This window comes from Mesorhizobium sp. WSM4306 (assembly GCF_007003975.1).
In the GTDB taxonomy this organism is placed as follows: domain Bacteria; phylum Pseudomonadota; class Alphaproteobacteria; order Rhizobiales; family Rhizobiaceae; genus Mesorhizobium.
On record NZ_VFTC01000037.1, the window covers coordinates 12,155 to 30,910 of the forward strand.

18 protein-coding genes are annotated in these 18,756 nt (G+C 63.9%); 4 read left to right on the forward strand and 14 right to left on the reverse strand.

Features of this window, described 5'->3' with window-relative positions; genetic code table 11:
- Window positions 1-6: 6 nt before the first annotated feature.
- Together FJV77_RS28920 and FJV77_RS28925 are read right to left on the reverse strand one after the other, a co-directional pair.
- The gene (locus FJV77_RS28920) at window positions 7-318 is read right to left on the reverse strand and encodes a hypothetical protein (protein ID WP_142869809.1); all 312 of its coding nucleotides are present in this window, start codon (window positions 316-318) and stop codon (window positions 7-9) included.
- 280 nt (window positions 319-598) lie between these two features.
- Window positions 599-2,095, reverse strand: coding sequence for a CoA-acylating methylmalonate-semialdehyde dehydrogenase (locus FJV77_RS28925; protein ID WP_142869810.1), 1,497 nt, complete (start codon window positions 2,093-2,095; stop codon window positions 599-601).
- Window positions 2,096-2,475: 380 nt separating this feature from the next.
- Here FJV77_RS28925 and FJV77_RS28935 point away from each other — a divergent pair, with 380 nt between their 5' ends.
- From FJV77_RS28935 to FJV77_RS28945, 3 genes are all read left to right on the forward strand, one after another.
- A complete protein-coding gene (locus FJV77_RS28935; RefSeq protein ID WP_142869811.1) occupies window positions 2,476-3,357 on the forward strand; it encodes a LysR family transcriptional regulator in 882 nt (293 codons plus the stop codon).
- 137 nt (window positions 3,358-3,494) lie between these two features.
- Window positions 3,495-3,935 carry a hypothetical protein gene (locus FJV77_RS28940; protein WP_142869812.1) on the forward strand — a complete coding sequence of 147 codons (441 nt, stop codon included), beginning with the start codon at window positions 3,495-3,497 and terminating at the stop codon, window positions 3,933-3,935.
- Window positions 3,932-6,085, forward strand: coding sequence for a phosphatidylserine/phosphatidylglycerophosphate/cardiolipin synthase family protein (locus tag FJV77_RS28945; RefSeq protein WP_142869813.1), 2,154 nt, complete (start codon window positions 3,932-3,934; stop codon window positions 6,083-6,085). Before FJV77_RS28940 ends, FJV77_RS28945 begins: the two co-directional genes overlap by 4 nt.
- Before the next feature lie 20 nt (window positions 6,086-6,105).
- Here FJV77_RS28945 and FJV77_RS28950 read toward each other — a convergent pair whose 3' ends face one another.
- The 10 genes from FJV77_RS28950 to rsfS all read right to left on the reverse strand — a co-directional run bounded on the left by FJV77_RS28950 (window position 6,106) and on the right by rsfS (window position 15,433).
- Complete coding sequence (locus tag FJV77_RS28950; protein ID WP_142869814.1) at window positions 6,106-6,588, reverse strand: GNAT family N-acetyltransferase; 483 nt, start codon at window positions 6,586-6,588, stop codon at window positions 6,106-6,108.
- Window positions 6,585-6,866: a DUF1778 domain-containing protein gene (locus FJV77_RS28955; RefSeq protein ID WP_142869815.1), complete on the reverse strand. Its 282-nt coding sequence runs from the start codon at window positions 6,864-6,866 to the stop codon at window positions 6,585-6,587. The genes FJV77_RS28950 and FJV77_RS28955 overlap by 4 nt, the downstream gene beginning before the upstream one ends.
- A 67-nt stretch (window positions 6,867-6,933) precedes the next feature.
- Window positions 6,934-8,190 carry a D-amino acid dehydrogenase gene (locus FJV77_RS28960; RefSeq protein WP_142869816.1) on the reverse strand — a complete coding sequence of 419 codons (1,257 nt, stop codon included), beginning with the start codon at window positions 8,188-8,190 and terminating at the stop codon, window positions 6,934-6,936.
- 99 nt (window positions 8,191-8,289) lie between these two features.
- A complete protein-coding gene (gene alr, locus FJV77_RS28965) occupies window positions 8,290-9,399 on the reverse strand; it encodes an alanine racemase (RefSeq protein WP_142869817.1) in 1,110 nt (369 codons plus the stop codon).
- Between the two features lie 298 nt (window positions 9,400-9,697).
- A complete protein-coding gene (locus FJV77_RS28970; RefSeq protein ID WP_142869818.1) occupies window positions 9,698-10,210 on the reverse strand; it encodes an RNA pyrophosphohydrolase in 513 nt (170 codons plus the stop codon).
- 31 nt (window positions 10,211-10,241) lie between these two features.
- Window positions 10,242-11,420: a divergent polysaccharide deacetylase family protein gene (locus FJV77_RS28975; RefSeq protein ID WP_142869819.1), complete on the reverse strand. Its 1,179-nt coding sequence runs from the start codon at window positions 11,418-11,420 to the stop codon at window positions 10,242-10,244.
- Window positions 11,421-11,665: 245 nt separating this feature from the next.
- On the reverse strand, window positions 11,666-12,991 hold the full coding sequence (locus FJV77_RS28985; protein ID WP_185970460.1) for a S41 family peptidase: 1,326 nt from the start codon (window positions 12,989-12,991) through the stop codon (window positions 11,666-11,668).
- A 1-nt stretch (window position 12,992) separates the two neighbouring features.
- A complete protein-coding gene (locus FJV77_RS28990; RefSeq protein ID WP_142869821.1) occupies window positions 12,993-14,336 on the reverse strand; it encodes a murein hydrolase activator EnvC in 1,344 nt (447 codons plus the stop codon).
- Between the two features lie 209 nt (window positions 14,337-14,545).
- Complete coding sequence (rlmH, locus tag FJV77_RS28995) at window positions 14,546-15,028, reverse strand: 23S rRNA (pseudouridine(1915)-N(3))-methyltransferase RlmH (protein ID WP_142869822.1); 483 nt, start codon at window positions 15,026-15,028, stop codon at window positions 14,546-14,548.
- 27 nt (window positions 15,029-15,055) lie between these two features.
- Window positions 15,056-15,433 carry a ribosome silencing factor gene (gene rsfS, locus FJV77_RS29000; protein ID WP_112559829.1) on the reverse strand — a complete coding sequence of 126 codons (378 nt, stop codon included), beginning with the start codon at window positions 15,431-15,433 and terminating at the stop codon, window positions 15,056-15,058.
- 253 nt (window positions 15,434-15,686) lie between these two features.
- Here rsfS and FJV77_RS29005 point away from each other — a divergent pair, with 253 nt between their 5' ends.
- Window positions 15,687-16,541 (forward strand): mechanosensitive ion channel domain-containing protein, encoded by an 855-nt coding sequence (locus FJV77_RS29005; protein WP_142869823.1) that lies wholly within the window; start codon window positions 15,687-15,689, stop codon window positions 16,539-16,541.
- Window positions 16,542-16,614: 73 nt separating this feature from the next.
- On the opposite strand, the gene FJV77_RS29010 is transcribed toward FJV77_RS29005, so the two are convergent.
- Together FJV77_RS29010 and FJV77_RS29015 are read right to left on the reverse strand one after the other, a co-directional pair.
- Entirely contained in the window at window positions 16,615-17,895 is a 1,281-nt protein-coding gene (locus FJV77_RS29010) for an MFS transporter (RefSeq protein WP_142869824.1), read from the reverse strand.
- A 90-nt stretch (window positions 17,896-17,985) separates the two neighbouring features.
- Window positions 17,986-18,576 (reverse strand): nicotinate-nucleotide adenylyltransferase, encoded by a 591-nt coding sequence (locus FJV77_RS29015; protein ID WP_142869825.1) that lies wholly within the window; start codon window positions 18,574-18,576, stop codon window positions 17,986-17,988.
- Between the last annotated feature and the right edge of the window lie 180 nt (window positions 18,577-18,756).

Genomic DNA, 18,756 nt, shown 5'->3' on the forward strand with positions numbered 1-18,756 from the left:
GGGCGATCAGATCCCTTGCGTGGTGGCGATGGCAGTATTCTCCCATCCGTCACCGGTCGCGAAGATGCAGCTTCGACCCTGCACGTCGGTTACCAGCATCGACCAGGTCCCATTTACCGAAACATAGATCTCGACAATGGCGGCCTCGCCGACCACACCGTAGCCGATCTGCTTTTGTTGAAAGGCCTTCGCCAGCCCCGCGACGAGGTCGCTGTGACCACCGCAGATAAATTGCGCCTGCGCCGATAGCGTCGACAGCGCCAGCGCGGTGCCGATCGCGGCTATCCTGATCCATCGAAACGAAAATTTGTGTGCCATGGGGCACCTCCTTCGCCTTGGCGTTCCGGCAAAGGAGGCACATGAGGCAGCCTCAATATACCGAAACGCTCCAGGCCGGGTTCGACGTCTTCATCACGTCACTCCTTCTGGTTTCCGGTCTGTCGTCGGGAGCAACTATAACGCTCCCTGGATTCGATATGGTGGCCCTGCTTCTCGAAAACAAGCGTCGTTTCCAGCGCCGCCAGGATTGGCATCACCGGACTCAAAACGGGCGCCCCGCAGAGACGAGGCGCCCGCAAAAGCCCAGCATGGGCGATATTCAGTTCATCGTCGGGATGATGAATTCGGCGCCGTCCTTGATGCCGGACGGCCAGCGCGACGTCACCGTCTTGGTCTTGGTGTAGAAGCGGAACGCATCCGGACCATGCTGATTGAGGTCGCCGAAGGACGACGCCTTCCAGCCGCCGAACGTGTAGTAGGCGATCGGAACCGGGATCGGCACGTTGACACCGACCATGCCGACCTGGACACGGGAAGCGAAGTCGCGCGCGGCATCGCCGTCGCGGGTGAAGATGGCGACGCCATTGCCCATTTCGTGGTCATTGGCGAACTTGATGGCGTTCTCATAGGTCGGCGCGCGCACCACCGAAAGCACCGGACCAAAGATCTCTTCCTTGTAGATGCGCATGTCGGCGGTGACGTTGTCGAACAGGCAGCCGCCCATATAGTAGCCGTCCTCGTAGCCCTGCATCTTGAAGCCGCGGCCGTCGACGACCAGCTTGGCGCCTTCCTTGACGCCAATATCGACATAGCCCTTGACCCGCTCCAGAGCTTGGCGCGTCACCAGCGGGCCGAAATCGGCGGAGGAGTCCGTCGACGGGCCGACCTTGAGGCTTTCGACACGCGGGACCAGCTTTTCCATCAGTCGGTTGGCGGTGTCATTGCCGACAGGCACCGCCACCGAGATCGCCATGCAGCGCTCGCCGGCCGAGCCGTAGCCGGCGCCGATCAGCGCATCGACGGTCTGGTCCATGTCGGCGTCGGGCATGATGATCATGTGGTTCTTGGCGCCGCCGAAGCACTGCACGCGTTTTCCCGCCGCCGTGCCGCGCGAATAGATGTAATGCGCGATCGGCGTCGAGCCGACAAAGCCGATGGCCTTGATATCGGCATCGTCGAGGATGGCGTCGACGACATCCTTGTCGCCATTGACGACGTTGAGGATGCCTGCAGGCAGGCCGGCCTCGATGAACAGTTCGGCTATGCGCATCGGCACGCCCGGGTCACGCTCCGAAGGCTTCAGGATGAACGCGTTGCCGCAAGCGATTGCCGGCGCGATCTTCCACAGCGGAATCATCGCCGGGAAATTGAACGGCGTGATGCCGGCGACGACGCCGAGCGGCTGGCGCATCGAATAGACATCGATGCCGGGGCCGGCCCCGTCGGTGAATTCGCCTTTCATCATGTGCGGCGCGCCGATGCAGACTTCGACCACTTCGAGGCCGCGCTGGATGTCGCCCTTGGCGTCGGCGATGGTCTTGCCATGCTCGCGCGCCAGTATGTCGGCCAGTTCGTCATAGTCGCGGGCGACCAGTTCGAGGAATTTCATCAAGACGCGCACGCGGCGCTGCGGGTTGGTGGCGGCCCATTTCGGCTGCGCTTCCTTGGCATTCTCGACAGCCGTGCGCAGTTCCGCTGGCGAAGCCAGCGCCACCGTGCCGCGCACCGTGCCGTCCATCGGCTGCATGACATCCTGCTTGCGCCCGCTGGTCCCGGCGACATGCTTGCCGCCGATGAAATGACCGTATTCGATCATGGTTTCTCTCCCTGAGTTTGTGATGATGCATTCAACGCCTTTGCCGGCGCGAAGGCAACGCGAGGGAGAACGCAACCGTTGTGCAAGAAATAGACAACGGCAGCCGGGTGTGCATTAATTGCCGCAAATGACGTTGTCACCAAGTATCTGCTTAAAGGACAACCGGTTGAGTCCCTTCGCGCCCCCCTCTGCCCTGCCGGCCATCTCCCCCACAAGGGGGGAGATTGCTTGGTCATCCCCGATTTCGCTAATCCCCACCGCTGTTACAGGAGACCGGTCGGCCGGGCTGCTGATCTCCCCCCAAGTGGGGGAGATGTCCGGCAGGACAGAGGGGGGCGCCACAGAACGCGACGTTGACCATCATCATCCGGACCACTTCCATGAACTGGGATGACGTCCGTATCTTCCTCGCTGTCGCTCGCGCCGGGCAGATCCTGGGCGCCGCCAAGCGGCTGGAGCTCAACCACGCCACCGTCTCGCGCCGCATCGCGGCGCTCGAGGACGCATTGCGGACAAAACTCTTTCGCCGGCTTACCACCGGCAGCGAACTGACGCCGGCCGGCGAGCGCTTTCTCGACATTGCCGAGCGCATGGAGGGCGACATGATCGCCGCGCGCTCGACCGTGTCGGGCGAAGGCGACGATATTTCCGGCACGGTACGCATCGGCGCGCCCGACGGGTTCGGCGTCGCTTTCCTCGCCACGCGTCTCGGCGCGCTGACGGCGCTGCACCGCGAACTGACCATCCAGCTGGTGCCGGTGCCGCGTTCCTTCTCGCTGTCGCGGCGCGAGGCCGACATCGCCATCACCGTCGAGCGACCGAGCGAAGGCCGGCTGGTGGCGGGAAAGCTGGTCGACTACACGCTGGGGCTGTTTGCCTCACGTGGCTATGTCGAGGCGCATGGCTTGCCGAGGACTTCAGCGGAACTTAGCCAGCACACGCTGATCGGCTATGTTCCGGATCTCATCGTCAGCCCGTCGCTCGACTATGCGGCCGAGTTCAGCCCGGACTGGCGCACCAGCTTTGCCATTTCCTCGGCCCTCGGCCAGGCTGAGGCGGTGCGCTCGGGCGCCGGCATTGGCATCCTGCATACCTTCGTCGCCCGCTCGATGCCGGAGCTGATCCCCGTCGACATCGTAGCGCCGATCCGCCGCGCCTACTGGCTGGTCTATCATGAATCGGTTCGCCCGCTGCGCCGCGTGCAGATTGTCGCCAACTTCATCACCAGGGCGGTCGAGCGCGAACGTGGGTTGTTCGTGTAGCTGCCGCCTTTCCCTCGCCATAAAATCCCCTTCCCTTGCCACGGAATCAATGAGTGTGGCATCAGGCGCAGGATTCTGCCGCAAATACGGTGGAGCGCCGGGTGGCACATTTTTTCGGAAAGCTGGCGCGGATAACAATGCGAGCCGTTCTTGCCATCCTCCTGCTGGCCTGGCTTTCGGCCTGCGCCAACCCATGGACCAAGGTTCCGGAAGCCGAGTTACCAAAGCCGGTCCGCACTGCAATGGCCCGCCCCTCGCCCTTCGTCTTCGGCAATTATTGCGGCCCGGGCACCCGCACCGGCGACCTCTCGGCCCGGCCGGTCGACCGGCTCGACAGCGCCTGCCAGGTCCATGACGCCTGCTACATAGCGCGGCGCAACCATTGCGCCTGCGACGGCGCGCTCGTCGCCTCGGCAAAGGCAATCCGCGACGACAGGACGGCACCGAGAAAGATGCGCGGCGAGGCCGAGCTTTTGATCGCCACCTTTGCGCTTCCCGTCTGCAAGGTGTTTCCGCAAGGCTTCCTGCCACCCCGAGACCCGGCCGAGCTGAAAACCATGAACGGGGCGGCGGGATGAACCGCGCCACTTGCCTGGTCCTTGCCGGGCTGGCGCTTATAGCGCTGGCCGCATGCGCCGGTCCGCTTAAACACAGCTGCGATTTCTTCCCTGTTAACGAGGACTGCGCGCGGCCCTCGCTGTCGGCCGACGCGCCAGGACCGCAAGTCGCTGCCACGCAGTTTTTCGGCGATGCCGGCACCGGCGACTACGAAAGACAGTTCCTGGCGCTGCTCGCCCACAACCAGATCGGTGCCATCGACAGGGCGAACGGCACCGGTCCGTTTGGCCATGACCGCCATGCCATTGCCAACAGTGATTTCCAGGCCACCTACCGGACATTGGAACAGCTGGCAAAGTCCGTTACCGCGGAGCAGATGCCAGCGGCGAGCGGCACGGCTGGCGAAGGCCATTTCGACGGCCGCTGGCGGGTGTCGCGGCAGACGCTCTATATCGACGCCGGTGCCCGGCCCTCCGCGCCCAAGACGTTCAGCTTCTCCGGCCTGCAGGCGCGCTCGGTCGAGATCGTGTTGCGCCAGTCGGGAAAGCTGCCTGTCAACCTGTCGGGCATCTGCGACGGCGCGCTGGCGATCCGTGCCGGCCGTGGTTCACGCAGCGTGGCGAGCGGCGCTGCCTTCCGGCTCCGCCTGTCGGCCGAGCAAACCGCAAGCCTGTTCCCGAGCGATGGTCTGAACCGCTGCAGTCTCAAGGTCAGTTCCGCCATCGCACCAGCCGGCGCCCCACTCACCATCCTGCGCGAAGAGGTTGCGTATCCGGCGCTTGCGGAGCTCGACAGCCGCTACGAACGCTGTCCCGTGCCCGATCCATCCGGACTGGAGGAGCTCGACCGTGTCTTCTATGCCGGCCGCTGGCTGTCGCAGACCTGCTCGCTACCGCTCGGGCAGCCGAGCCTGTTGCGCAAGTCGCGAGACGGCTTCAACGCCAAGGTCGTGGCGCTGCTCGGCATGCCACTGCCCGACAGCGCCTTCGACAACGTCGATCCGGAACTGCCGCTCGATTTCTCGCGCGCGCCGAAACTCAAGCTGATCTATCTGTCGTCGCTGGAGTTCAAGGCCGACTTTTCCGGCCGCATCCTCGAGCGGCTGATCCGCCACCACGCCGCCCTCGGCACCAAGGTGCGCATCATGGTCACCGACGTGCTGGAACGCGACAAGGACGACGCGCTGCTGCACCGGCTGGCGGCCGACTACCCCAATGTCGAGTTGCAGGAGTATCGCTGGCGGGCCGACCAAGGCGCGCCGATCGACGAGCAGCTGTCCCAGTTACACAAGACCCACCACGTCAAGATGCTGGCGACGCTGGCCGAAAATCCCGCCCGCTCGCGCGTCATCATCGGCGGCCGCAACATCCATGACGGCTTCCTGTTCCACAAGCCGATCAACCTGTCGCGCTATCCGGATCTTGAGCAATACGGCAAGACCGACGGCTTCTCGCTGAACTACTATTCGAACTGGAGCGATTTCGACATCGAGTTCGCCGACCCGGCAACGGTCGAGATATTGGCTGCGCACCTCTCGACCTTGTGGCTGCGCGACGCCGACACCAACATTATCAGGCCTTTCTCCATTCCGGTGCGCACCGACGGCCGGCGCCCCCTAGGCACGGTGCGCCATTTCATCTCCGTGCCTTATGAGGACAACCACGCGCTGGAGACCTATTTCGTCGACCTGATCGACACCGCAGAACACCATATCGAGATCGTCAATCCCTACCTCAATCTGACGCCGAAGCTCAGCCTGGCCATCGAGCGGGCACTGGCGCGCGGTGTCAGGATCGACATTGTCGGCCGCATCGACCTCAAGGGCGACATTGGCGGCAAGTTGCTGACCGCGCTCAACAAGCTGTTCGTCGAGAAATATGGCGACCGCATCAACATCCGCGAATTCAAGGCGCCCGATGTCGTGCTGCATTCCAAGATCATGATGATCGACGAAAGGCTGGTGACGATCTCGTCGGTCAACCTCAACAACCGCAGCTTCTTCCACGACCTGGAGAACGGCATGATGGTGCTTGACCCCGCCTTCTACGCCAGGATGCAGCCGGTCTACGACGACTATGTCGCCCATTCGAACCCGGTCTCGACCAAGGTGAGGATACCCTGGGCCTACCGGTGGTTGTTCTCGAAAGGCTGGGTGAAGGAAGCGTTCTAGACCTGGGAAACGTCCGGCCTCTACGTCGAAGCTTTCAGTGAAAGAACGAGCGTCATCGGATTGTTGGGGGAGGCAGCAAACCCGTAATGTTCATAGAAGCCCTTCGCTTCTTCGGATATGGCGTGAACCAGAAGTCCCCGAACCCCGAGAATGGCCGCCGCCTGGGCCGCACGCAAGGCGGCATCTTGCAGGAGCGCGGCGCCAAGACCCTTGCCTTGCCAGCGCTGATCGACGGCGAGACGACCAAGCACCACAACCGGCATTGGATCGGGCATATTGCGGCGGATGGATCCCGGCGCGTCGGCGAGATCTAGTCCGCCGGAGGAAAGGCAATAATATCCGACGACACGCCCCTCCACCGCCACAACATAGGTTCGGGACGCCCCACTGACCTGATTGGCGCGCGCCCGTCGGCGAAGCCATTGATCAAGGCCGTCAGTACCACTTTGAAAGAGTTCGAGATCGTGCGCATCAGTCAGCAATGTTGGCGCCGACAGCGTCATTTCTGCCAAGGCTTCGGAGCGTTCATCAGCCGGTCAAAGCCTTCCCCGCTCGGCGGTCGGTCCAGAATGGCCAAATAGTGACGATAGCTGGCGGCGTCGACCTTGACGAGCGCCTGATCAAGCAAAGTGTCCTCTGCGGCGCGGTATGCCGCCTCGATCATGAAGTCCGAACGGGTCTTGCCGCGCAGCTTCGCAGCCCGGTCAATCAGATTGCGGACGTCTTCACGGATGCGCAGATTAATGGGCTTGGCGTGGGTCTTGGGGGTCTTTGTGGCCATGATGGGTTCCCTTGTCTCGCCATCATAACACAAGCGCATACACAATGTGTATCTTTTCGCCCCATCCCTACCTCAAATATCTTTCCGGCCCCAGCTCCCGCACATCGATATCAGGCACTTTGCTGGAGATGATGTCGGACAGCACCTTGGCCGAGCCGCAGGCCATGGTCCAGCCGAGCGTGCCGTGGCCGGTGTTGAGATACAGATTGGAGAACTCGGTGCGGCCGATCAGCGGCGGCCCATCCGGCGTCATCGGCCGCAGTCCGCACCAGAACGACGCGGCCTTGATGTCGCCGCCGTCCGGGAACAGATCGCCGACCGAATGTTCGAGCGTGCGCCGGCGCGATTCATGCAGCCTGAGGTCGAAGCCCGAAATCTCCGCCGTGCCGCCGACGCGGATGCGGTCGCCGAGCCTGGTGATCGCCACCTTGTAGGTTTCGTCCATCACCGTCGACACGGGTGCTGCGGCGGCATCCTTGATCGGTACAGTGATCGAGTAACCCTTAACCGGATAGACCGGGATCGGACGCCTGAGCAGTCGCATGAAGCGTGCCGAATAGCTGCCCAAGGCCAGCACATAGGCGTCGGCCGCGCGCGAGCGCTGGTCCGTGCCGAAGCTGACGATGCGATTGCGGTTCTTGGTGAAGCGCCTGATCTGCGTGCCGTATTCGAAGGTGACGCCACGCGCCACGCAGAGCTCGGCCAGCCGGTCGGTGAACATCTTGCAGTCGCCGGTTTCGTCGCCGGGCAGCCTGAGCCCACCTACAAATTTTTCCTTGACGCCGGCCAGTGCCGGCTCGGCGGCGATACAGCCATCGGGATCGAGCAACTCATAGGGTACGCCATATTTCTTCAGGACCTCGACATCGCCGCCGGTGCCGTCGAGCTGCTTTTGCGTGCGAAACAGCTGCAGCGTGCCTTTGGTGCGCTCGTCATAGGCGATGCCGGTCGCCTGGCGCAGCGCCTTCAGCGTGTCGCGGCTGTATTCGGCGAGCGGCACCATGCGCGCCTTGTTGATGGCGTAGCGATCGGCCGTGCAGTTGCGCAGCATCTTGAGCAGCCACGTCCACATATGCGGATCGAAGGCCGGCCGCACCACCAGCGGACCATGCTTCATCAACAGCCATTTGATCGCTTTCACCGGAATGCCGGGACCGGCCCAGGGCGAGGCGTAGCCGGGCGAAACCTCGCCGGCATTGGCGAAGCTGGTTTCCAGCGCCGGCCCTTTCTGGCGGTCGAACACCGTGACCTCGTGGCCGGCCTCGGCGAGATAGTAGGCTGTGGTGACCCCGATAACGCCGCCGCCCAACACGAAGATCTTCATCGCATCACTCTCCACGACGACATCTTATCCGTGCCTGAAGCCGTCGCCTCCTGTCTGCCGGATTTTGCCGCGTCCGCCAAGGGGTGGCGTGTCGCGCCTCTATTCGTTGATGTAGCGGCGATGAAAGCGGGGGCCGAGGCTGGTCAGGATTTCATAGCCGATGGTGCCGGCATGACCGGCCGCATCGTCGACGCTCTGCGACGGACCCAGCAGTTCGACAAGGTCGCCCTCGCGCAAGCGGCCGGCCGGCAGCGCCGAGATGTCGAGGATGATCGAATCCATCGACACGCGTCCGACAAAGGGCAGCCTGACACCTTCGAACCAGGCGGCCGACGCGGCGCGCCGGTGCCAGCCATCGGCATAACCGAGCGAGATCGTCGCCGCGCGCAAGGGACCGCTGGCCAGAAAGGCATGGCCGTAGCCGACGCCCACACCCTTTTCAATGCTGCGCGTCTGGATGATCTTTGCCTCGAGCCCTACCACCGGCAGCATCGGGTTCGCCTCGCTTGGCGTCGGGTTGATGCCGTAGAGCGCAGCACCTGGGCGGGCGAGGTCGTACCGATAGCGTGGCCCGAGAAAGATGCCGGAGGAATTGTCGAGCGACGCCGGCGCCTTGGGCAGCATTTTGCGCAACCGTTCGAATTCCATGAGTTGCGCATCATTGGCCGCATTGGTGGGTTCGTCGGCACGGGCCAGATGGCTCATGACCAGGACAACGTCGACGCCGGCGAAGGCATCGGCCGCAAGCGCCTCGACCTCCGCAGGCGCCATCCCCAGCCGTGACATGCCACTATCGACCTGGATGGCCGCCTTGAACTTGCGGCCAGCCTTTTGGCCGGCCTCGCTCCATGCCTTCAGCTGTCCGGCACTGTTGATGACGGGCACAAGATCCGCCGCAACCGCCTCCGGCTCGGAGCCCGGCGGCAAGCCGTTCAGCACATGGATCTGCGGCCGCGGCCCGAGTGCGTCGCGCAGCGCCACACCCTCAGTGGGATGCGCGACAAAGAAGATGTCGCAGCCTTCGGCAACCAGTGCCGTCGCCACCTGCCGCGCGCCGAGCCCGTAACCGTCGGCCTTGACCACGCCGGCGCAGCGCGCGCCGCCGAGCCTCGCCTTCAGCCGCCGGTAATTCTCCCTGACCGCGCCGAGATCGATGGTCAGGATCGCGCCGGCCGCCGCTTCGCTGATCGCGTCTTCGGCTTTAAGCATGCCAAGCTCGCAGAGGTTGGTGCCGCCCCTCATTGTCCTGCCGGACATTTCTCCCCGTATAGTGACGGGGAGAAAGGGCTGGCTTCACCCTTGCCGCTTTTTTTGCAACGTCGGCGATTGCCGAAATCGGCGATGAAAGCGCCCCTCTCCCCGTCACTATACGGGGAGAGGATGCCGGCAGGCAGGTGAGGGGCAGCGCAAACGTTACGTCATGATGCCATTGCATAAGCGGCTCGCGGCTGGGCATTTCCGGACCAATAAAGCACGAATCCCGCACCGCGCGAACGGTCATATCGGCCTATGCCAGGTGACGGAACGCCGCCACCACGTCCTCATAGACCTTGCGCTTGAACGGCACGATCAGGTCGGGCAGGTCCCGCATCGGCCGCCAAGCCCATTCGTCGAATTCGGCCGTATGGCCGCCGGGCGGCGGATTGATCTGGATTTCGCTGGTCTCGCCATGAAAGCGGTAGGCGAACCATTTCTGCGTCTGGCCACGATAGCGGCCCTTGAAGGCGATGCCGACCAGATTGGCCGGCAGATCGTAGTTGATCCAGTGCGGCGCCTCGGCCAGCAGCGTCACCGAGCGCATGCCGGTCTCTTCGTAGAGCTCGCGCCCCGCCGCCTGCAGCGGTTCCTCGCCCTTGTCGATGCCGCCTTGCGGCATCTGCCAGAGCTGCTTCGTGCCGGCAAATTCGCTGTCCGGCTCGGCGATGCGATGGCCGACCCAGACCATCCCGTCGCCATTGAGGATCATCAGTCCGACGCAGGGGCGGTAGGGCAGCGTCTCGGGATCGATCTTTTTAGCCATCAGTCAGGTCCAGCCGTTTCGGGAGTTCGCGCTAATTTTTTTCCGGGTCTATGGCCACCGCCGAGATCGGCACGATCTCGATGCCGCGCTTTTTCGCCTCGAGCACCCAGGCCGCAACCGTGTCGACGGTGAGATCGAAGGCCGAGCCGATACCGACGGCGGAGCCTTTGGCGCGCGCTGTGGCTTCCAGCGCGTCGAGCTTTTTCAGGATGGCGCCGCGATCCTGCACGGCATCGATCGCCATATCGCCGGCGACAAACGGCACGCCGTCCTTCAAGGCGAGATCGGGCGCCAGGCTCCGCGCGGACGAGCCGTCGTCGACATAGGCAAGGCCGCGTTTGCCTAGCTCGGCCATGAACGGTCCCATCGCCGTCGCGTCGGCGGAAAAGCGCGCGCCCATATAGTTCATGACGCCGGTATAATTGGTGGTCCGCGACAGCGCCCAGCGCAGGCTCTTCAGGTTGTCATCCGGGCTCGCCGCCACCGTCAGCGTGTTGCGGCCGGGATTGACGTTGGGATAGTCGAACGGTTCGAGCGGCACCTGCATGACGACCTCATGCCCGCTCTGCCGTGCCGCCTGCATCCAGCGGCCGATGCTGTTGCCTTGCGGCGCAATGGCCAGCGTCACTTCCGCCGGCAGCTTGGCGATCGCCGCCTGCGTGCCGGTCTGCGACACGGCAAGCCCACCGATGACAATCGCCACGCGGGCGCCTCGCGACCCGGACCACGGCCGCGCATAGACGTCGAACGGCCGCCTGCCGTCGGCGGCACGGACCGGCAGCGGGCCGGTGTCGCTGGCCTCGATCAGCGCCTTGTCAGGAATATGTGCGATCTTCAGATTCTGACCGATCGTCGACGGGTCATGGATGACGATGGCTGCATTCGGCGGACCGTCGCCCTCTTGGGTCTGCACATGGATGATCTGCGGCCCGGCTGCCTTGGGCGGCGTTTCCGCCTTCGGCGCTGCGGGCTCGGCAGTCGGTGCCGCCGCGGCAGGCTCCGCCGCCGCCGTCACCTTCGGCGTCGAGACCGCCGCCTGTTCGGGCTTGCGGAACGGCTTTTCGCGAAGCGCGATCGCGCCGGAGATGCCGAGCGCGGCCAGGACGACCAGCGTCGTCGCGACAGCACGGGCGCTCAACCCGCGCGACACAGCGCGCGGCCGGACGGTCTGTCCGAGCGGGCGTTCTATGTCCTTGCCGATGTCAGCCAAGCCGTATCCCCGTGCGCATGATCCACGAAATCTTTTCGCCATGCGCAGATCCAAAACTGACGGCGCGTCCTCGGCGCCTTTTGAGGCACCGCTCTCCAGCCACTGCCTCCGAATCAAACTGCCGGAACCTTGCGGTCCCGGCAGCATTGCATTGCTTCGATCAGGCAGCCAGATGCATGTCGCTCAAAAGTGGTCCCGGTTTTGGGACAACGACATGCATCAAACAAAGAGTCTCGCCGGTCGACTTACTGGTTGAGCACGGCCTTCTCCGGATTCGGCGGGAACGCCGGATCGGTCTTCTGGCCGCGCAGCAGCTGTTCGGCGTAGATCAGTTGCAGATCGTCCTTAGGATCCGGCGGCACATAGGCAGCCGAGCCCGAACCGGTATCGCTCTCGTCGGCGCCCTTGATGTGGCCCTTGAGGTCCGATTCGCCGCGCGTCAGGTCCCTGCCCTGCAGTTCGGGCGGCAGCGGCTGGTCGACCTTGATGTCGGGCGTGATGCCCTTGCCCTGGATCGACTTGCCGGACGGCGTGTAATAAAGCGCCGTCGTCAGACGCAGCGCGCCGTTCTCGCCAAGCGGGATGATGGTCTGCACCGAGCCCTTGCCGAAGGACTGCGTGCCGACCACGGTGGCGCGACGCAGGTCCTGCAGCGCGCCGGCAACGATTTCCGAAGCACTGGCCGAACCGCCATTGACCAGCACGACCAGCGGCTTGGCGCCGATGTCGTCGCCTGTCTTGGCGTCGAAGCGGGTGACATCCTTCGGGTCGCGGCCGCGGGTCGAGACAATCTCGCCACGGTCGAGGAAGGCGTCGGACACGCTCACCGCCTGGTCGAGCAGGCCGCCCGGGTTGAGGCGCAGATCGAGCACATAGCCCTTGAGCTTGTCGTTCGGCACCTGCTTCTTGATGGTGTCGATGGCGTTCTCAAGGTCGTCGTAGGTCTTTTCGGTGAAGGAGGTGATCTTCATGTAGCCGATGTCGTTCTCGACCCGGAACTTGACCGCCTTGACCTTGATGATGTCGCGCACGACGGTCAGCTCGATCGGCTTGTCGGCGCCCTGGCGCAGGATGGTGAGCTTGATCGGCGTGTTGACCAGGCCGCGCATCTTCTCGACCGCGTCGTTCAGCGTCAGGCCGCGAACCTCTTGGCCATCGATCTTGGCGATATAGTCGCCGGCCAGCACGCCTGCCTTGGCGGCCGGGGTGTCGTCAATCGGCGTGATCACCTTGACCAGGTCATTCTCCATGGTGACCTCGATGCCGAGGCCGCCGAACTCACCCTTGGTCTGCACGCGCATGTCCTGCGCCTGCTCGGCATTCATGTAGGAGGAATGCGGATCGAGCGAGGCCAGCATGCCGTTGATGGCGTTTTCGACCAGCGACTTGTCGTCCGGCGGCGTCACATACTGCGCCCGCACGCGCTCGAAGATGTCGCCGAAGATCGCCAGTTGCTTGTAGGTTTCGGAGCCTGCGGCGTTCGCCGTCGAGCCGGGCGCGCCATAGACCAGGCTCATCGCTGACGCGCCCATCAGCGCACCGGCAATAAGAAGCGACAGTTTCCGCATCATTTCACGTCCTTCCAGAGAAGCGGTCCGCCCACCATGGGGTCGGATCGACGGGTTTTCCATCCTTGCGGAACTCGACGTAGAGTTCCGGCGTGGCATTTCCATTCTTCGAGGCCGAGGTGCTTGCCACCCGGGCCTCTCCCATCGCGCCGACCGGCTCTCCTGCGAGCACCGACTGGCCAGACGCGACGCTGATTCTGCTCATCCCCGCCAGAACGACATGATAGCCGTCTCCCGCATTGAGGATCAAGAGTTGACCATAGGAGCGAAAAGGCCCCGCATAAAGCACATTTCCGTCCGCCGGTGCCGTAACGATGGCTCCCGATTGTGTCGCAACCATGTCGCCAAGCATCACCGCGCCGTTACCGTCATCGGCCCCGAAACGGCGCTTGATCTTGCCGGTGACAGGCAGTGCGACCTGGCCCTGAAGCGCCGAGAACGGCGCCGAGGCGGTGAGGCGATTGCCTTCCGGCACCGGCAGAGAGGCGAGCTCCGTCGACGCGGTCGTATCGGCGTCGGTCTTGTCTGCGTCGGCAGCCTTCTGCTCGCCAGCTTTCGCAGCATCCGCCGCCTTGCGGCTCTTGTCGGCCTCGAGCGAGGCGATCAGTTCCTTCAGGCTGCCGGCCTTGGCCGCAAGGGCTTGGGAGCGCTGCTTTTCCGCCACGATCGCGGTCCAGGTGTCCGCTTCGAGCTTCTGCTTGGCCTCAAGCAGCATGGAGAGCCGCTTCTTTTCCGCTGTCTGCTCGCCGACCGCCACCGTCAGCCGAGTCCGCTCGGCCTCGATCGAGGCCGTTACCCGTGTCTGTTCCTTGAGATCGGCCAGCAATTTGTCGGTCTGCTGGCGCAGTTCCGGCACCACCGCGCCGAGCAGGATGGCGCTGCGCACCGACGACAGCGCGTCTTCCGGCTTGACCAGGATCGCCGGCGGCGGGTTGAGCCCCATGCGCTGCAGCGCGCCCAGCACCTCGGCCAGCACGTCGCGCCGCGCCGCCAGCGAGACGCGGATTTTCTGTTCCTCGCCCTTCAGGCCTTCGAGCCTGGCGCCGATATCCTCGATGTCCTGGCCGAGCTTCTGTTCGGTCATCGCCGACTGGATCAGGGCCGCGGTGATCGAGGCATGGTCCTTCTTGACCGCCGCAATGTCGGCGGCAAGCTTGGCCAGCCGTTCGGACGACAAGGTGATCTCGGCCGAAACCTTCTCATATTCGGCGCGGCTTTGGTCGGGGTCGGGCGCGATATCGAGTGTGCTCTGCGCCCGCGCAAGCCCAAGCGATAGCAACAGCGCCGCGACAGCGATGCCATAGCGCGCGCGCCCGTAGCCCGTTCCTGATTTCCCGTTGTCAGCCATTGAAGCCCGACTCTATGCGTGGCTTCGTTAACGAACCATCAACCATGATCGAAACCGAAGCCGAATGCATGTCGCCCAAAAGTGACCTCGGTTTTAGGAAAACGACATGCATAAACCAAAGACCTAAAGCGCGCCGCCTGACGCGCTTTAGCATAAGACAGCGGTGCATTGGGGCGGAAATCGGTATGACGGTGATTGCGTCCACTGGTTTACGACCGATGGTACGGATGGCCGGAGAGAATCGTCGCCGCCCGGTAAAGCTGCTCGCCCAGCATGATACGCACCATTTGGTGCGGCCAGGTCGCGGCGCCGAACGACAGCACCAGATCGGCCTGGTCGCGCAGCGGCTGGTCGTGACCGTCGGCGCCGCCTATGGCGATGACCAGCGCCTTGCGGCCGCCGTCGCGCAACTGGCTGATTCGGGTGGCGAAATCATCCGAGGAGAGGTTCTTGCCGCGTTCGTCGAGCAGGAACAGCGCCGTTCCCGGCTGCAGCTGCGCCTGCAGCTTCTGCCCTTCCTCGCGGCGGCGCTCATTGGCGTTCTGCGCGCGTCCCTCGGCAATCTCGGTGACACCGGAGAATTCGAGCCCGATCGCCGGGCCGCTCTTGGCGAAACGCTCGAAATAGCGGTCGGCGAGTTCTCTCTCGGGGCCGGTCTTCATCCGGCCCACGGCATGAACGAATACTTTCATCCCGCCTCTATAAGCCGCGCGTGCGGCTTAGTGGAGGGTCTCTTCCTCGAGATCCGGCGCCTGCCACATCTTTTCAAGATTGTAGAATTCGCGGACTTCGGGGCGGAAGACATGGACGATGATATCGCCCGAATCGATCAGGACCCAGTCGGCGCCGGACAACCCCTCGACGCGCGCCATGCCGAGGCCGGCATCCTTCAGCGCCTTGAGGAGATGGTCGGCGACAGCCGAGACATGACGGTGCGATCGACCCGACGCGACGACCATATAGTCGCCGAGGCTCGATTTCCCCTGAATGTCGATTGAGACAATATTTTCGGCCTTGGAGTCTTCCAGACTGGCAAGGACTGTCTTGATGGCACGGGATACGGCGTCGTCTACGCTGATCCTGGCCGGCGAAGGCACGATGTCGGCCTTCTTCCGCAGTGCTGTTCTCAGTGTATTTCCTTTCGCAGCAAGAACAACCAAATCACCCATGAAATCAGGTGACACCCCATAGATAGGCAGAGTTCCGTTGCAGTTTCAAGACGCAGGCCGCGCCAGCGCGAACGTGGCGCCCACCTTGCGGTTCCGCCGGGCTTCAAAAAAAATCGGAACCCATGGCGACCGCCAGGGTTATCGACACGTTATCGACCCATCGCCCAACCGGATTTTCCTGATGCCCATCGACCCCCAAAACACGCTTCTCACCGTGCAGGCCGGCCTTGCGCAACTGAGCACCCTGATCGTTTCCTATTCTTTCTCTGCCATCGGCGCCATCATCCTGCTGGTTGTCGGCTACCTCGTGGCCGGTCTTGCCGAACGCTCGATCTTTGCCGGACTCGGCCATATCCATGGCTTCGACGCGACGCTGCGGCATTTCTTCTCGAAGATCGTGCGCTACGCCATCCTGATTCTCGTGGTCATCATGGTGCTGGGACAGTTCGGCGTACAGACGGCTTCGATCATCGCCGCGATCGGCGCCATAGGCCTTGCCATCGGCCTGGCGCTGCAAGGCACGCTGCAGAACATCGCCGCCGGCATCATGCTTCTGGCGCTCAGGCCATTCCGCATCGGCGAATATGTCGAGGTCGGCGCCATTGCCGGCACCATCGAGGAAATCGGCCTGTTCGCCACCAAGCTTCGCACAACGGACGGCGTCTATGTGCTGGCGCCCAATTCGACGCTGTGGAACCAGCCGGTTCGCAATTTTACCCGCAACGGCGTGCGCCGCACCGACATCACGCTGAGCATAGGCTCCTGGAACGACATCGACCTCGCGCAAAAGACCATGCTTGGTGTCGCCGCTGGCGAGCGCCGCATCAAGCGCGAGCCGGCGCCGATCGCCTTCGTTGCGACCGTTGGCGACGCCAGTGTCGCCATCACCTTGCGCTACTGGACGTCAGCGGCGGATTTCTTCGCCACCCAGATCGATCTCACCAAACGCGTCAAGCAGGCCTTCGACGCCGAGGCCATCTCGGTTCCTGCGCCGCCGCCGGAGGCGCGGCAGGAGGCTGCCGCTACCCGACAGTAGGTTCTGTGGAATTGCTCCTTTGTTTTTCGCAATTCCCAAGGGAAAGCGCTACGCGCTTTTCCTTGGGATTGCTCTAGCGCTGCTCTTCCGGCGCGTAGGCGAGTTCCACAGGCAACGGCGCTTGCGCCGACATCGGCGCGAAACTGCCGGTCTCCGTGGCGGGCACGGCGCGCGTCGTCGTCACCCGCCACAGCACGAACAGGCAGAAGCCGGTGGCGATGACGATCGCCACATAGATGAAGGCCTGCGTTCCATAGACAGCCGACAGGGCCGTCACGATGCCCGGCACGATGAAGCCCGCCAGCGACCAGGCAAACAGCAGCGAACTCGACAGTGCCACCATGTCGTCCTTGCCGGCGCGGTCAGCGGCATGCGCACTGGCCAGCGAATAGATCGATTCCGAGGCGCCGTCCCAGATCACGTAGATCACCACCAGCACCGCCAGCACGCCGCCGTCGAAGCCGATGGCCAGCAGGCCGGCAACAATCGCGAGCGCCGCAGCACCCGCCAGCACGTAGCGGCGGTCTGTGCGGTCGGAGATCCAGCCGAGCGGGATCTGCAGGATCAGCGTGCCGACCGGCATGGCCGAGAGCAGCAGCGCCACATCGGCCTGGCTGTAGCCCTTGGCGGTCGCATGGATCGGCGCAAAGCCCGAGATCGCCATCGATAGGCCGCCGACGGCCAACATGCCGGCCACGCCGACCGGTGAGATTCGCCAGGCGCGGCCGAGCGCCACCGAGGCCGCGCAAGGTGGTGGCGGTTGAGCTAGACGGGTCATCCCCACCGGCAGGATCGACACCGCGGTGAACGCAATGCCGATCAGCGGCGCCTGCGCCGACGCGATGTCGACCGCCGCAAGCAGGGCATAGCCAACGCCGAGCCCGGCGACATAGGCGACGTAAAACACCGCCATCACCCGGCCGCGAATGGCGTTGGCGACGGCATCGTTGAGCCAGCTCTGGGCAACGATGAACAGACCGCATATGGCAAAGCCGTAAAGCGCGCGCGCCGCGATCCACAGCAGCGGATACGTGCCGGCGCCGATGGCGGCGTTGGACAGCGCAATCAGCGCCGACAGCACCATGAACGCGCGGGCATGCCCCACCCTTCTGACGAGAGGCCCGGTCAGGATGCAGCCGGCAAGGCCGCCGGCCGACAGGCCGGTGATGATCAGCCCTGCCCATGTCGGATCGAAATGCTCCACACCGAGCCGGACCGGGATATAGGCAAACATCAACCCATTGCCGACCGCAATCAGCGCCATCGATACGACGACGCTGGCAATGGCGATCACCGGCGCCGGCGGGGCGCCGTGATCGTCACGGTCGGTCTTGGCATTAGCGAGAGTGGCCATATCCGGAGAACATCGCCTACCCGCCAGCGAAACGCCGCTGCAAAAGCGACATTGCCGGGTCTTCCCTTCCCCCTGTGGGAGAAGGGAAGGTCAGCCCTCCTTCGCAGCCCCGCGAATAGCGCTCGACGACAGCGAGGAGCGCGGGCCATGAATAAAAGTCCAGGCCGGCGCCTTCATCCGCGCAAGCCTGGGTGCGTCGCCCTCGTCGACGCGGGCGTAGTCGAAGGTCTTGGCCACCACCGACGACAGGAAGGACAGCGTCGCCCCCGGGCGGTCGATGACGGCGATCGGGAAGGTCATGACGATCTGGCGCCAGCGTTGCCAGCGGTGGAAATCGCGAAGTGAGTCGGCGCCCATGATCCAGACGAAGTCGACGCCGGGATTGCGCGCCTTGACCAGCTCCAGCGTGTCGGCGGTGAAGCGGATATGATGCGCCGCCTCGAAGGAGGTCACTTTGATCTTCGGGTTCTTGGCGATCTGTTCCGACTGCAGCAGCCGGTCGCTGAGAGGCGCCAGTTCGCGCGTGCTCTTCAACGGATTGCCTGGGGTCACCATCCACCACAGCTGGTCAAGCGCCAGCCGCCGCAGCGCAATTTCCGCCACCAGCGCATGGCCGGCATGCGGCGGGTTGAACGAGCCGCCGAACAGGCCGACGGCAAGGCCTTTCTCGGCGTGCGGCATGCGGAGGTAGTGGGAAGAAAAAGGCGCCCCACCCTCCCCCTTGTGGGGGTCCGCAGGACGGGCAAGACCCGTGGCTTGCCCAGGTCGGTCGATCCGCGAAGCGGAGCGGGGTGGGGGTGTTGCAGAATTCAGCGTCGTACCCCCACCCGGCTCGCTATGCTCGCCACCCTCCCCACAAGG

Excerpts from the sequence above, each read along its gene's own strand:
- FJV77_RS29010 (WP_142869824.1), bottom strand. The coding sequence starts at position 17,895 with ATGGCCACTCTCGCTAATGCCAAGACCGACCGTGACGATCACGGCGCC.
- FJV77_RS28960 (WP_142869816.1), bottom strand. The coding sequence starts at position 8,190 with ATGAAGATCTTCGTGTTGGGCGGCGGCGTTATCGGGGTCACCACAGCC.
- FJV77_RS28945 (WP_142869813.1), top strand. The coding sequence starts at position 3,932 with ATGAACCGCGCCACTTGCCTGGTCCTTGCCGGGCTGGCGCTTATAGCG.
- FJV77_RS28990 (WP_142869821.1), bottom strand. The coding sequence starts at position 14,336 with ATGGCTGACAACGGGAAATCAGGAACGGGCTACGGGCGCGCGCGCTAT.
- FJV77_RS28925 (WP_142869810.1), bottom strand. The coding sequence starts at position 2,095 with ATGATCGAATACGGTCATTTCATCGGCGGCAAGCATGTCGCCGGGACC.
- FJV77_RS28985 (WP_185970460.1), bottom strand. The coding sequence starts at position 12,991 with ATGATGCGGAAACTGTCGCTTCTTATTGCCGGTGCGCTGATGGGCGCG.
- FJV77_RS28940 (WP_142869812.1), top strand. The coding sequence starts at position 3,495 with ATGCGAGCCGTTCTTGCCATCCTCCTGCTGGCCTGGCTTTCGGCCTGC.
- FJV77_RS29005 (WP_142869823.1), top strand. The coding sequence starts at position 15,687 with ATGCCCATCGACCCCCAAAACACGCTTCTCACCGTGCAGGCCGGCCTT.
- FJV77_RS28920 (WP_142869809.1), bottom strand. The coding sequence starts at position 318 with ATGGCACACAAATTTTCGTTTCGATGGATCAGGATAGCCGCGATCGGC.
- FJV77_RS28955 (WP_142869815.1), bottom strand. The coding sequence starts at position 6,866 with ATGGCCACAAAGACCCCCAAGACCCACGCCAAGCCCATTAATCTGCGC.
- rlmH (WP_142869822.1), bottom strand. The coding sequence starts at position 15,028 with ATGAAAGTATTCGTTCATGCCGTGGGCCGGATGAAGACCGGCCCCGAG.
- FJV77_RS28935 (WP_142869811.1), top strand. The coding sequence starts at position 2,476 with ATGAACTGGGATGACGTCCGTATCTTCCTCGCTGTCGCTCGCGCCGGG.
- FJV77_RS28970 (WP_142869818.1), bottom strand. The coding sequence starts at position 10,210 with ATGGCTAAAAAGATCGATCCCGAGACGCTGCCCTACCGCCCCTGCGTC.
- FJV77_RS29015 (WP_142869825.1), bottom strand. The coding sequence starts at position 18,576 with ATGCCGCACGCCGAGAAAGGCCTTGCCGTCGGCCTGTTCGGCGGCTCG.
- FJV77_RS28950 (WP_142869814.1), bottom strand. The coding sequence starts at position 6,588 with ATGACGCTGTCGGCGCCAACATTGCTGACTGATGCGCACGATCTCGAA.
- alr (WP_142869817.1), bottom strand. The coding sequence starts at position 9,399 with ATGCTTAAAGCCGAAGACGCGATCAGCGAAGCGGCGGCCGGCGCGATC.